At 52.1% G+C, this 14,364-nt stretch carries 11 protein-coding genes; all 11 read left to right on the top strand.

From position 1 onward, the window contains the following. The first annotated feature begins 7 nt into the window (after positions 1-7). The 11 genes from SELR_RS11355 (at position 8) to SELR_RS11305 (ending at position 14,320) form a co-directional block, all read left to right on the top strand. Positions 8-1,726 (top strand): O-linked N-acetylglucosamine transferase, SPINDLY family protein, encoded by a 1,719-nt coding sequence (locus SELR_RS11355; RefSeq protein ID WP_014425370.1) that lies wholly within the window; start codon positions 8-10, stop codon positions 1,724-1,726. Positions 1,727-1,872: 146 nt separating this feature from the next. Beyond that, on the top strand, positions 1,873-2,163 hold the full coding sequence (locus SELR_RS11350) for a zinc-ribbon domain containing protein (RefSeq protein ID WP_014425369.1): 291 nt from the start codon (positions 1,873-1,875) through the stop codon (positions 2,161-2,163). 128 nt (positions 2,164-2,291) lie between these two features. Beyond that, positions 2,292-3,077 (top strand): basic amino acid ABC transporter substrate-binding protein, encoded by a 786-nt coding sequence (locus tag SELR_RS11345; protein ID WP_014425368.1) that lies wholly within the window; start codon positions 2,292-2,294, stop codon positions 3,075-3,077. Positions 3,078-3,829: 752 nt separating this feature from the next. Continuing rightward, positions 3,830-4,495: an amino acid ABC transporter permease gene (locus tag SELR_RS11340; RefSeq protein ID WP_014425366.1), complete on the top strand. Its 666-nt coding sequence runs from the start codon at positions 3,830-3,832 to the stop codon at positions 4,493-4,495. Then, a complete protein-coding gene (locus tag SELR_RS11335) occupies positions 4,482-5,201 on the top strand; it encodes an amino acid ABC transporter ATP-binding protein (RefSeq protein ID WP_014425365.1) in 720 nt (239 codons plus the stop codon). The genes SELR_RS11340 and SELR_RS11335 overlap by 14 nt, the downstream gene beginning before the upstream one ends. Positions 5,202-5,332: 131 nt before the next feature. Continuing rightward, positions 5,333-5,533: a cold shock domain-containing protein gene (locus tag SELR_RS11330; RefSeq protein ID WP_014425364.1), complete on the top strand. Its 201-nt coding sequence runs from the start codon at positions 5,333-5,335 to the stop codon at positions 5,531-5,533. A gap of 168 nt (positions 5,534-5,701) precedes the next feature. Next, positions 5,702-6,244: a ribosome hibernation-promoting factor, HPF/YfiA family gene (gene hpf / locus SELR_RS11325; protein WP_014425363.1), complete on the top strand. Its 543-nt coding sequence runs from the start codon at positions 5,702-5,704 to the stop codon at positions 6,242-6,244. 138 nt (positions 6,245-6,382) lie between these two features. Next, positions 6,383-8,443 carry a methyl-accepting chemotaxis protein gene (locus SELR_RS11320; protein ID WP_014425362.1) on the top strand — a complete coding sequence of 687 codons (2,061 nt, stop codon included), beginning with the start codon at positions 6,383-6,385 and terminating at the stop codon, positions 8,441-8,443. A gap of 216 nt (positions 8,444-8,659) precedes the next feature. Continuing rightward, positions 8,660-10,639: a methyl-accepting chemotaxis protein gene (locus SELR_RS11315; protein WP_014425361.1), complete on the top strand. Its 1,980-nt coding sequence runs from the start codon at positions 8,660-8,662 to the stop codon at positions 10,637-10,639. A gap of 69 nt (positions 10,640-10,708) precedes the next feature. Next, a complete protein-coding gene (locus SELR_RS11310; RefSeq protein ID WP_014425360.1) occupies positions 10,709-12,439 on the top strand; it encodes a methyl-accepting chemotaxis protein in 1,731 nt (576 codons plus the stop codon). Between the two features lie 162 nt (positions 12,440-12,601). After that, positions 12,602-14,320: a methyl-accepting chemotaxis protein gene (locus SELR_RS11305; RefSeq protein ID WP_014425359.1), complete on the top strand. Its 1,719-nt coding sequence runs from the start codon at positions 12,602-12,604 to the stop codon at positions 14,318-14,320. The last annotated feature ends 44 nt before the right edge of the window (positions 14,321-14,364 follow it).

Raw genomic sequence — 14,364 nt, 5'->3', positions numbered from 1 at the left:
TCTGTTTATGGAGCATGATACGTTAAATTGGCTGAATCTGGCCGACAAGTTTGCCAATGATGGCGACCTGAAGGGGATGCGGGCATGTGCGCGGGAACTTTGGGACATAGATGCAGAGAGTATGGACGGGGCAGCAGTTATGGCGGAAGCTGCCCTGTATACCGGGGATTATGAGGAAGCCCGTGCCCTGCTGGATGAAATCCTGCGCAAGAAGCCCTGTCATCTGCGGGGGCGTCTCGTGGAGGCAGGCCTGGCGGCGGCAGAGTTTCGCCTCGATGAGGAAATCCCGAAACTTTCGCAGCTGATCCATGAACTGGAGCGCAAACTTTGGGCGCTGACTCCTGATGAACCTTATTATAGGATAGTCCTTTACCTGATCCAGAAGGCCAGGGGCTGGTTGGCGGACGGCTATTATCTGGCGGCGCAGCCGGACAAGGCGGCAGAAATGTTGTTGTCCTACAGCAATCATGCTGCTGACGATGAGGAAAAGGCCTCAGCCTACAGCAAGTTCCTGTTTATGCGCAATTATCGGGAGCTTGGCTCATTGGAGGGGCGTGATCTGGCTGCTAAATATGAGCCCATGCTGAATGTTACGCCATATCTGCATGAACAGGTAAAGAAGTTACCGGAGAAAAAACTCAGGATTGGTTATATTTCGCCGGACTTCCGTCAACATGCTGTAGCTAATTTTGTGGCGCCGCTGCTGAAAAATTTTGATGGCAGCCGTTTTTCGGTCTATGCCTATTCCACAGGACAAAGAGATGCTGTGACCAAGCGGTTGATGGCTTCACCGGTGACCTGGCGGGATTTGCGGGGCAGGAATCCACGGACTGCGGCTCGGCTTATTGCGGAAGATCAGATTGACATATTGGTGGATCTTTCCGGTCATAGCCAGAACAATGCGATGCCCATTATGGCATTGCGGCCGGCGCCGGTACAGGTGGCCGGCATCGGCTATATGAATACCACGGGCCTGTCCACCATTGACTACTTCCTGTCCGATGAGGTATGTCTGCCGACGGGGGAACAGGCGTCTCAAGGCTTTACGGAAAAGATCCTGCGTCTGCCTCATTCTCATCTCTGCTATGTGCCCGGGGCAGTGCGGGAGATTCCTGCCGCCGGCACGGAGGCACCCTGCCTCAAGAACGGCTATGTGACCTTTGGTTCCTTCAATAATCTGGCGAAAGTCACCGATGAAACCCTGCTGCTCTGGCGGGGAATCCTCGATCAGGTGCGTAGTTCCAAACTGGTGCTCAAGGGGAAAATCTGCAGCATTGAGTCAGGGCGGGCCATCCTGCGTGACCGGCTCAAACGGCTGAGCTTTGACTTGTCAAAAGTGGAGATGCGTCCTTATAGCCCTGACTATATGGAACAGTATCGGGATATTGACATTGCCCTGGACACCATGCCTTATAATGGAGGACTGACCACCTGCGAGGCGCTTTTCATGGGCGTGCCCGTGGTCAGCATCCGGGGCCGCCGTCATGGTTCCCGTTTTGGCGCTTCCATCCTCGTGAATGCCGGTGTCAAGGAATTGGTGGTGGAGAATGACATCAACTATGTGCGCCGGGCCGTGCAGCTGGGCAACAGTCCGGAACTCATCGGCGCGTATCATTCGGGACTCAGGGCGAATATGCTCAAATCCCCTATTATGGATGTGAAAGGGTACATGGCTGAATTGGAATCTGGATATTGTACGATATGGCGAAATTTTTGCACAATATAAAAAACACTTGCTTTTTTGTATAAAACAATATATACTAATAGACATGGACGTTCTTTTTCTTGGCGTAATCTAATGGTAAACTAGGGGACTCAGGGATACAGGGACATCTAAATATTATTTTTCTTTTTAGGTAAGGGGATTATCGTATGGCTTTTGAAGACAAGACTTTGGTATGCAAAGAGTGTGGGAAGGAATTCACGTTCACTGCTGGTGAGCAGGAATTCTACGCTGAGAAGGGGTTTGAGAACGAACCGGCACGTTGCCGTGACTGCCGCGACAAGCGCCGCCGCAGCCGTGATGGCGGTGAAGCCCGCCAGATGTTCAAGGTGACTTGCGCTGAATGCGGCAAGGAAACGGAAGTTCCGTTTGAACCGAAGAACGATCGTCCGGTTTACTGCCGTGACTGCTTTAACAAAAAAAGAGGCGAAGCAATGTAAACTTTAGCACTTGCAGTTTTTCTGTAGTGTGATATACTTACATTGTGCGTGACGAGTGGAGTTTGAGCGAAACGCTCAGACTCCATTTTTGTATCGTTGTAAAATCTATTTGAGAGTGGGGTTATTCTATGAAGATGAAAAAAGTTTTATCCCTCCTGGCAGCCGGTGCTTTCGCTGTGTTTGCCATGGCTGGCTGTGGCAGCGACAATGGTGCAGCTCCTGCCGGTGACAAGCAGGCGAAAGTCCTGAAGGTTGGTTCCTCCATCGACTTCCCGCCCTTTGAATTCCAGGATGAAGGGCAGAAGGAATATCAGGGCTTTGATATGGACCTGATCCGCGCCATCGGCAAGGAAATGGGGCGTGATGTGGAAATCCAGAACCTGGGCTTTGACGGTCTGATCCCGGCATTGCAGGGTAAGAGCGTGGATGTGGTCATCTCCGGTATGACCATCAATGATGAGCGCAAAGCTAACGTGCTGTTCTCTGATCCGTACTATCAGTCCGGTCTGACCATGGTTGTCCGTGAAGACGAACAGGCCATCAAGAAGTTCTCTGACCTCAAGGGCAAGAAGGTTGCCGTGCAGATCGGTACCACCAGTGCTGCTGAAGTCAAGAAGCTGGAAGGTGTAGAAGTCAAGGAACTCAATACGCCGGCTGACTGCTTCATGGAACTCAAGGCTAAGGGTGTAGACGCTGTGGTCAATGACCGCCCGGTCAACGACTATTTCATCACCAAGAATGCTGCTCAGGGCGTGAAGACGCTGGAAGAGAAGCTGACGGCTGAGGATTACGGCATTGCCATCAACAAGGACAATGCAGAGCTGCAGAAGGAAATCAACGCCGCCCTCAAGAAGCTTAAGGAAAACGGCGAATACGACAAGATCTTTGCAAAATGGTTTGGCGAAAAGAAATAAATAGAAATGATCAGGGACTGTGATAACCCCTGAAAGCAAAAGTCCGCTGAAGGAGGTTTCAGCGGGCTTTTATAATTACAGTTTATTGGCAGGTTCGTGCTGAAGGTATCCGTTCATACGTAGTCAGGGGTTCACGGGGGAGTACTTTTTCTGTTTCCGCTAAAACGACCCTCTCGGCAATTTTAGAGCTATTTAGCCAGATGGCGCCGGGCAAGACCGGCGGCGCGTCTTTCAGCGTGCTTTCTGGTAACTGCCTACCTCGGGCCGGTCTTCGCTGCGCTCAGACAGTCGCTCCCACAGAAAAAGCACTCCCCCGTTCGCCCCCAGCCACGATTCTGGCAATCGGCACGAACCCCGTTCTCCCGTAACAAGAACATCGATGTGCTTGTATCCTCCAGCCGGAACATAGCAGCATTGACAAACGTAACTCTGGGTGGCGGTGGGGATGCTTTTCCGCCGGCGGAACGACTGCCTGAACGAAGTGAAGGCTGGCCCGCAAACAGCATTTGCTGGATGCCTCATTGATGGACGCGCCGCCGGTCTTGCCCGGCGCAGGTTACTGGAAGATGCGTACTTCTGCTGGCGGGTCATTTAGTGAAGCGGCGAAAAAGTATTCCCACCGCCGCCTCACTGAGCTGTAACAAAAGAGTTTTGGCTCGTATTCATAAACTGCAATTTACAGGTTGACACTTTTAATGTGTTATTCTATAATTATACATGTTTGATGAATAAATATAAGCAGGGTGAAGAACATGGATTTTAATTTTGACTTGGTTGTACAGTCATTCCCACTGCTCCTGTTGGGAGCGGGCATTACCATCAAGATCACGGCACTGTCCGTGGCCGTGGGTATCATTATCGGTCTCTTTATGGGCATTGCCCGCATTGGCAGGATAAAGATTTTTCGTTGGATTGCCGCGGTGTATGTGGATTTTTTCCGTGGGACGCCGCTGTTGATCCAGATTTTCCTCGTTTATTTTGCTCTGCCGTTGATGACCGGTCAGCGCAGCGATCCCTACGTGGCGGCCATCAGTGCCTGCGGTCTGAACTCCGGCGCTTATGTGGCCGAGATCTTCCGTTCCGGCATCCAGTCCATCGATAAGGGGCAGATGGAAGCCGGCCGCTCTCTGGGCATGACCTGGGTACAGACCATGCGCTATATCGTGGTGCCTCAGGCATTCAAGCGGGTTATCCCCCAGCTGGGCAATGAGTTTATCGCCCTGCTCAAAGATTCCTCCTTGGTATCGGTTATCGGTTTTGAGGAACTCACCCGCCGTGGTCAGCTGATTATCGCCAAGACCTATGCCTCGGTGGAAATCTGGACCTGCGTGGCCATTATCTATCTCGTCATGACATTGACCATTTCCCGCTTTGTGGCATTCTTGGAGTGGAGGTTTGCAAAAGATGATCGTCATTGAAAATTTACATAAGGCCTTTGGTAAGGTGGAAGTCCTCAAAGGTGTCAATCTTCATATCAAACCGAAAGAAGTCGTGGCGCTTATTGGTCCTTCCGGTTCCGGCAAGAGTACGCTGCTGCGCTGCATGAATTATCTCGAAGAACCCACCGACGGCAAGGTCACGGTGGCTGGCACTCCGCTGGATGGCGAAGCCAATATCAACAAGGTACGCGAAGAAGTGGGCATGGTGTTCCAGCGCTTCAACCTGTTTCCGCATATGACAGCGCTTGAAAACATCATGCTGGCCCCGCTGAAGGTCAAGAAGGTCAGCAAGGAAGAGGCTAGGAAGAAGGCCGAAGAACTTCTGGCACGGGTTGGCCTGGCCGATAAGGCCGGCAACTATCCCAGCCAGTTGTCCGGTGGCCAGCAGCAGCGCGTGGCCATCGCCCGGGCATTGGCCATGGAACCGAAGGTCATGCTTTTTGACGAGCCGACTTCGGCTTTGGACCCGGAAATGGTCGGCGAAGTTCTCGACGTTATGCGCAGCCTCGCAAAAGAGGGGATGACCATGGCCATCGTCACCCATGAGATGGGCTTTGCCCGGGAAGTTGCCGACCGGGTGCTCTTCATTGACGGCGGCGGCATCTTAGAGCAGGGCACGCCCGCAGAACTCTTCGAACATCCGCAGCAGGAAAGAACCAAAAGTTTCCTCTCCAAGGTATTGTAACAGCGAAAAGATTGTGTACATTTGTATATATGTATAAGAAAACATTGACAATTCAATAAGTAACAATTATAATTGTTATTGGGTCGCCGGAAAGATTAGGCGGCAGGTTTTATGCAACAGGAGGAATCTCAATGGTCGGTAAAGTTAAATGGTTCAGCGCTGAAAAAGGTTATGGCTTCATTGCCCGCGAGGATGGGGACGATGTATTCGTACATTTTTCCGCAATCAATGACGAAGGTTTCAAGACCCTGAACGAAGGTCAGGAAGTTGAATTCGAAATCGTGGAAGGTGCCCGCGGCCCGCAGGCTTCCAACGTAGTGAAAACGGCATAATTTTTATTATCGTGCATACAGCCTCCCCAGTAGGGGAGGCTTTTTTTTATAAAAAAAAGAAGGATTTTGGCAGCGAGCGGCGAATATTAGGAGTATAAACAACCCAAAGTTGCTATCATTGCCACAGCAAAATAAGTCTGTGGCCGCATAAGAAAGGGGATGTGTCCTATGGCAACATTCAATGTAAGAGGCAAGAACATCGAGATCACTCCTTCCCTGCGCGAGTATGTGGAGAAACGTGTAGGCAAAGTCACCAAGTACTTTGAGAATGTGGGTGATATTTCAGTTCTGCTTACTGTGTCAAAGGGACGCCATATTGTAGAAGTTACGGTTCCCGTGCAGGGCGGTATCTTACTTCGCGGCGAAGAAGCCACGATGGATATGTACACGTCAATCGACCTGGTAGTGGAAAAACTGGAGCGCCAGATCCACAAACAGAAGACGAAACTGGCCCGTCGTTTCCGCGGTGGCGGTTTCAAGGCTGAGGCACTGAAGACTCCTGCGGTGGAAGGCCCTGCCGATGATGAGGAATATCAGGTAGTCAAGACCAAGAAATTCGTGGTCAAGCCCATGGATGTGCAGGAAGCTATCATGCAGATGAATCTGCTGAACCATAACTTCTTCGTCTTCCGCAATGCAGAGACGGAAGATGTGCAGGTGGTTTACAAACGCACCGATGGCAATTACGGACTGATTGAATCCGGTAACTGAATATAAAAGAAGCCTGTGGCAGATGTGATTTTGCCGCAGGCTTTTTTTTTATATTCAGGCAGGAATAATATCAGTTGAGCACGAAATGATAGGTAGAAATTGTATCTGCCTCAACAACGTTGTAAAGGAGGGCATCATATGAGAAAACCTGACGGCAGTATAAAAACATTGTTCATTGCCTGTATCATCATCATCACAGGCGTATTGCTCACCATTCAGACCTTCATCAATGTTGCTCAGTTTCAGGACGGCATGGAAAATCAGGTCAAGAACAGCTTAGGACAGCAGGCGACAGCCATCACGAATAAGCTGGACCAGCGTCTGATGCAGGTGGAGCAGAAAACCGCCGGCCTGGAGCTGACGGCCACCCAGCTGAAAGTCTATGATCTGGATATCCTGTACGGTATGGCCAAGGGCTATATCGAATCGGACAATCTGGTAGTGGGCAGCGGTTATTGGTTTGCACCCAATGCCTATCAGGAGGGACAGGCTTATTTTGGTCCTTATCTGATTCGTGACGGCGGCACGGTCAAGCTCACGATGGATTACAGCGATACCAGCAAGGGCTATGATTATCAGAAGGAAAAATATTACACAGAGGCCATGGCTTCGCCGGGCAAGAATATCGTCATCGGCCCCTATCATGAAGAAATTTCCGGACGCAATATGATGACCAGTGCCAGGGCTTTCTTGCAGAATGGGCATATCGATGGCGTCATCACCATCACCATGAATATCGATGAGCTCGAAGATTATGTCAAGAATATCCAGGTGGGAGATACGGGCTATGCGTTCCTCGTCACCCATGATGGTTATTACCTGGCCAGTCGCGATGACAATAAGAACATGAAGGCCAAGATAACGGAAGACAGCAATGCCGAAGTGGCCGCTATTGGGCAGAAGGCCATCAACGCGCAGGAGCTTACCTTCATGGAAACCTCTGCCTTAGGTGAGGACAGCTATATCATGATTGCGCCATTATACATTGACAATCTGAAGATTGTTCTCGTGGCGCCTGTGGCCGATTATGCCGGCCCCATCAATAAGGCCAGATACACCAGCATTGTCATGGCTATTGTCGTTATGCTGGTGCTCTGTGTGGTCCTGATTGGTGTATTCAACCGCCGGGTGGGCAATCCGATTGAACATCTGATGACGGAAGCCGGCAAGATTGCCGATGGCGACCTGCGGGGCCGTTCGAACATTGCGGCTCGTGATGAAATGGGGGCGCTCGGGGATTCGCTTAATAATATGATTGAAAACCTGCGCAAGGTTATTGGGGATGTCAACAGTATGTCGGATCAGGTGGCCGCTGCCAGTGAAGAACTGACCGCCAGCGCCGAACAGTCGGCCCAGGCTGCCCATATGGTAGCCGATAGCGTGGTCAGCATAGCCGAGGGGGCCAGTGAGCAGGCCGTCGAGGCGGGCAATATCCAGGCTACCGCCGAAGATGTTACGCAGCATGCCCAGAATATCGTGAAGGATACCAATATCGTGCTGCAGAATGCCGTGGCGGCCAAGGAAAAAATCAATGGCGGACGCCGCTCCATACAGGAGGCAGTAGCCCAGATGAATAATATCACGGCCAGCACGGACAGCATCCAGGTATCCATTGAGAAATTGAACGACAGCTCCAAGCAGATTTCGGACATTGTCCAGATGATTACGAGCATTGCCGAGCAGACGAACCTGCTGGCATTGAATGCGGCGATTGAAGCTGCCAGAGCTGGCGAGGCTGGCCGTGGGTTTGCGGTAGTGGCCGATGAAGTGCGCAAGCTGGCTGAAAGTTCCAACCAGTCTTCTCAGCAGATTGCTGATCTGGTCAAGGGAAACCTGCAGGATATGAAACTGGCGGTAGAGGCCAGTGCCAGTGGCGCCCAGAGCGTGCAGGCGGGGATTGATACCGTTCAGTCTGCGGATATCGTCTTCCAGGAAATCGTCAACGTCATTGATGACCTGACCAGACAGATCCAGCGGATTGCCAAGGGCATCGATACCATGGCCCAGGAAAATGAAAAGATGCTGCAGGCTAGTGTCAATATCGCGAAGACCAGCGGCAAGAATTCGGACGAAGCCCAGTCGGTATCAGCTGCCGGACAGGAGCAGAGTGCTTCCATGCATGAGATTTCTGATGCGGCCAGAAGCCTGGCCCAGCTGGCCAGCGACCTGCAGGCTGGGATGCAGAGATTCAAACTTTAAAAGAAAATAAGGCAATATAAGGAGATGCTGAAAAGATGCGCGCTCAGATGCAGGCTTTTCAGCATCTTTTTCGCTGTTTTCCGTACCCGATGTACCCGTTAGTTTTTAGAAAATTTTTAGTCTTTAAAAGGATTTGCCTCTTTGGTGTAGAAGTAACAACACACGGAGATTTATGGATTTAAGGAAATGTAAAATACTAAAGAGAGGATGGTAGGTATGGGGATCAGGCAGAAGTTTTCCGTTCTGGCCGGTATTGTTGGTTTGCTGATGGCAGTGGTATCCATTATCGGTTTTTACACGGCGGATAAGAATCTGGAACAGGCCGTGGAGCAGGAGCTTACTGCAACTATGGGTGATGCAGCATCCCAGATGGACGGCTGGCTGCAGGCTAAGGGGGCATCTGCGCAGTACGCAGCTGATCTGATGACGGAGTTCAATGGTGATGAAAACCGGCTCAAAAGCATTACCTCTCTGGCTATTGGTGCTTCGGATGGGGAAATCCTGGATCTGAATGTCGGCATGGAAGATGGTTATTTCGCTTCTTATCGTACGCAAAACAAGAGCACAGGAACTTTAGACCCCCGTACGCGCCCCTGGTATAATGATGCCAAGAAGGCTGGCAAGATGAGCTTCACGGATCCTTATGTGGACAAGAATACGGGCAAGATGGTCGTGTCAGCAGTGGCACCGTTCAAGAAGGATGGTCAATTCTATGGTGCCATCTGTACGGATATTGACATGGCTGTGGTGGATACGCAGGTGGATAAGCTGAAATACCATGGTGAAGCAGGTATGGCTGCTGTAGCCGATAAGAGTGGAGTGGTCTTGGGGATTGGAACAGATGAACAGATTGGTTCCAAATTTCAGGATCTGCCTGGTGTAGGCAGTCATTTCGATGAAATGCAGCAAAAGGGCAAGGGCGTATTCGTCTTTGATAGTCCCCGTGATGGCAAGATGATCTGCAGTTATACGATTGTTCCCAGCACTGGCTGGATTTTCGCTATGAGTGTGCCTTATGATTATGTATTCTCCTCTGTGACGACTTTGAAGATCGGATATGGTATCCTGACGGTAGTCGGTCTGATCCTGGTGCTGGGCGTATGTTTCAAAGTGGCTGCGGACATCACCAATCCGATTGTGGCATTGGAAGGTAATGCCCGAGAGATGGCCAAGGGGAATCTGCGTCAGGAGAAACTGCCTGTTACGTCCCGGGATGAGATCGGCTCTCTTACGCAGGCTTTCAATACCATGAGTGAGAACCTGAGCAACCTGATCCGCCAGATGGCTACGACCTCGGAACAGGTGGCAGCATCTTCGGAAGAACTTACTGCCAATACCCAGCAGTCGGCAGAGGCAGCTGTGCATGTGGCGGAAACTGTGGGCGAAGTCAGCGGCAATGTGGCTCAGCAGTTGGGCGATATCGAACATGCCAAGAGCAGCGTGGGCGGTGTCTATAATGATATTGCCAATGTGGCAACCAAAGCCCGGCATATCACCACGGCTTCCCAACAGACGGCGGAAGCGGCAAAGAAGGGCGCCGGGCTGATGGAAGAGGCCATCAGCAAGATGGGAGCCATCGAGCAGAGCGTGCTTTCGTCTTCGGAAGTCGTGAAGACCTTAGGGGAGAGTTCCCAGCAGATTGGGCAGATCGTGGAGGCGATTTCCTCCATTGCCCAGCAGACCAACCTGCTGTCCCTCAATGCCGCCATCGAGGCAGCCCGTGCCGGTGAACAGGGCCGGGGGTTTGCGGTAGTAGCAGAGGAAGTCCGTAAATTGGCGGCTGAATCCCAGGAATCGGCAGAGCAGATCAAGGAGCGCATTGCCTCCATCCAGAATGAGACTGCCCGGGCGGTGGATTCCATGCAGAGCGGCACGCAGGAAGTTACCCTGGGAACCAAGGCTATCCGGAATGTAGGGGAACAATTTGAAGATATCATGAGCAAGGTGGACGATATAAATACCCAGATTGGGGAAATCAGCAATGCTGTTTCTCAGGTTTCTACAGGTGCTGAACAGATTGTGACGGCAGTGGAGGCTATCGACAGCATAACGCAGAAAACTGCGGACAGCATGCAGACCATTTCTTCGGCAACGGAAGAACAGTCCGCTTCCAATGAAGAAATCGCCGCCGCTTCACAGGCCTTGGCCAATATGGCTGGGAAGATGCAGGAAGCCGTGTCCAGATTCAGCGTATAAACAAGTCCTGTTCCGCGAATCGAATCATATCGGCAGGGATGCATAATAAAGTTGGAAGGAGAGAAGATCATGGGATTCATCAGAAACATCAGTGTTGCCCAAAAACTGGCATGTATCGGCGTGCTGGCTTTCATTGCCACGCTGATTGTGGGCTGGGTTGGTTATACTTCAATCAGGGCAGCCCGAGCGGATATGGAAGAGCTTTACAATGAAGATACCATGAGCATCTACTATTGTGCTCAGGTACGCTACAACACCCGTTATTCGCAGATTCAGGCCAGTCTCCAGCCGTATACCAATAAGCCGGAATACCGTCAGGAGCGGGTCACGAAATTCAATGCGGCCATTGCCGAAGCGGAAGATTTCATGCAGAAGTATGAAGCGCTGCATGCCAAACATCCGAAAAGGGCAGAGATGGCGGCCAAGGTGCGCAAGGACTTTGATGCTTACAAGGCTAATGCCGCTCAGCTTTTGCAGATGAATGCCTATGAAAGCGAAGATGAATTAGCCCCAATGATGTTCTATCAGGAAAAGGTCATGCCGCTGGCCGTGGCCATGTCTGGTGACCTGGAAGCTGTCCAGGGCAGAAGCCTCGAAGATGCCAAAAAAGGACTGGATAAGGGCGAAGAAGATATGAACAGTGCGGTTTTCCGCATGGTGGTTACCTGTGCCGTCATCATCGTGGTGCTGACGCTGGCTATTGCCTTTGTGACCAAGCAGATCACAGGACCGCTGCAGCTGGTTATCCTGGTCTGCGAGAAGCTGTCCCGGGGCGATTTCCGCACGGGCGGCAAGATCGGTACCGTGGAGCGCGGCGACGAATTCGGCCGCATGGAAGCTGCGGTCCGCGATATGCGCATCACGGTCAACAATCTGATCAAGAAGGTCATCACCTCCACCGAACAGCTGGCGGCGTCTTCGCAGGAGCTTACGGCCACGGCACATCAGTCGGCACTGGCTTCTGAGCAGGTGGCCCAGCGTGTGACGAGCTCTGCCGGTGCTGTCATCGAACAGCAGAAGGATGTGGAGGAGGCCATGGAGTCCATCGATAACACCATGAACTCCATCAGCAACCTCAATCAGACCGCTGGTGAAGTCACGGCCAATGTCACGGAATCCCATAAACAGGCACAGGATGGCAGCAGTGCCATTGGCAGTGCTGTGGATAAGATTGTCAGTGTCGAGTCGATCGTCAACAGTTCTACTGCTACGGTGGATAAGCTGGGGCAACGCTCCCAGGAAATTGGCCAGATCGTGGAGACCATCTCCGGTATCGCCGACCAGACGAACCTGCTGGCGCTCAATGCCGCCATCGAAGCAGCCCGTGCCGGCGAACATGGCCGCGGCTTTGCCGTTGTAGCGGACGAGGTCAGGAAGTTGGCTGAAGAGTCCCAGAATGCGGCCAAGCGCATCACGGATCTGATCGGTGCCATTCAGAACGATACCACGGATGCGGTCAACTCCATGCAGAAGGGCAATGCGGCCGTCAAGGAAGGCACGGAATCCGTCAGTCAGCTCAAAGTGGCTTTTGATAAGATCCTTGAAGCTTCGGATGCTGTAGCAGATAAGGCTCATGGCATGAGCGGTGATTTGAAAGTGGTATCGGACGATACGGAAAATGTCCGCAATCGCTCCAGCAAGATTTCCGAGAACAGCCGCCGGGTGGCAGCCGACATGGAAAGCGTATCGGCAGCCGCCGAGCAGCAGTCCGCAGCCGCCGAAGAAATCGCTTCGGCAAGTGAGGCGCTGGCCCAGCTGGCGCATGGCCTGCAAACGGCTGTGGGCGAGTTCAAGGTGTGATTTTCAGAGACTTTGATAAGTCAATAGGTGGATAAAGTGAATGCAGGGCGGGCGGTTGAAAAGTCAGCCGCCTGCTTTATTTTGAAAAGCAGATTGATATGTGGGAGAAGGCAGCGGAAAAAGGGATAATGCTGCCGAAATCAAGAAGGGAAGTGCTGTCTTATGCAATGGATGGATAATCTGAAGGTGCCAGTAAAATTGGGATTGATGGTGGCCGTAGGAATCATCGGTATGCTGTTGATTGGCTGGTCGGCCTATAGTGCGCTGAGCAAGGCACAGCGTGATATGACTTTTATGTATGCCACATCATTGACTGGTATGGAGCGTGCCCAGGAGGCCCGTTTCCAGATTCGCCGTGCCCATGCGCTGGCGGTAGAAATGATGACCTCGGATGAGATGGATTTCCTGAAGAAAACAAAGGGAACCTATGACGAAGCGGTCAAGAATGCTGATAAGGCTGTAGCCGATTATGCGGCCATCAAGGAGGACAACCCCAAGATCATTGAAATGACCAAGGCAATTCAGACGGATTGGGAAAGTTTGAAGAAAGAGAATGCCGTGGTTGTTCAGTATACGTTAGAGCTCAAGAATGCCGAAGCTTTCCAGCATACGCAGACTAAGTCCGTGCCGGTTATGTTGCGCCTGACCAAGACGCTGGATGAGCTCAATGATGTAGAACATCAGCGGGCAGAAACACTGGACAAGCAGAATGATGCCGATACAGCCGCCGCTATCCGCGATATGCTGCTGGAATGTGTGATTGTGCTGGTGGTTTTGGTGGTGGTCAGCTATATTGTGATGAAGGGGGTTATGGCGCCGATTGAGATGATGATTGCGGGCTGCCGGAAAATGAAGGACGGCGACTTCCGCATTACAGCCAATCCGGTACAGCGCGGGGATGAGTTCGGCATTGTGGCAGATGCCTTCTTCCAGATGCGCAAGACTATCGGTGAACTCATGCAGACCACTAATGAAAGCGCCCAGCAGCTGGCGGCTTCGTCCGAAGAACTCACGGCCAGCGCCCATCAGGCAGCGCAGGCGGCAGGTTCGGTGGCGCAATCGGTGGGACAGGCCTCCCATGCCGTGACGGAACAGGGCAATTTTGTCAGTGAGGCCGGCGAGGCTATCAATGAGCAGAATAATTCTCTGGAGACCCTGAACAAGACGGCAGATGATGTGGTCAGCTATGCCAGCCATGCCAATAGCAGGGCCACGGAGGGCGGACGCAATGTCAACGCAGCGGTGGAACAGATTATCAGCGTCGAGAAGATTGTCAATGGTTCTGCGGTGACGGTGGATAAGCTCGGACAAAGTTCGCAGGAAATCGGCCAGATTGTCGATACGATTTCGGCCATTGCCGAGCAGACGAATCTGTTGGCGCTCAATGCAGCCATTGAAGCAGCCCGGGCAGGCGAACATGGCCGCGGCTTTGCAGTGGTGGCTGAAGAAGTGCGCAAGCTGGCGGAAGAATCCCAGAACGCTGCCCAGAAAATCACTTCCCTGATTAGCGGCATCCAGAAGGATACGGCGGCGGCCGTTTCTTCGATGAAATCCGGCAGCGAAGCCGTACAGGCCGGTTCACGGGCTGTTTCGGATCTGCGCGATACCTTTGCCCAGATTGAAGAAGCGACCAATGGCGTAGCCGAACGGGCGAAAGTCATGCTCGATGAACTGCGGGTCGTGGCTGCGGAAGCCAATAATATTGACGAAAAGACCAAGAGCATTGCCGACAATGGCAAAGTGATTTCCGGTGAGATGACCAGCGTGTCGGCGGCTTCGGAAGAGCAGTCCGCTTCGGCGCAGGAGATTGCTTCGGCCAGCGAATCCTTGGCGCAGTTGGCCCAGGATTTGCAGAATTCGTTGGAGCGTTTTGAGTATTAAGTCGTAAATATGCATAAATAAGCGGGAGGCTGAATGAATCAGCT

It is taken from the genome of Selenomonas ruminantium subsp. lactilytica TAM6421, from assembly GCF_000284095.1.
Taxonomy (GTDB): domain Bacteria; phylum Bacillota; class Negativicutes; order Selenomonadales; family Selenomonadaceae; genus Selenomonas_A; species Selenomonas_A lactilytica.
Note: the sequence above shows the minus strand (reverse complement) of the source record. Positions and strands in the feature narration are given on the sequence as shown.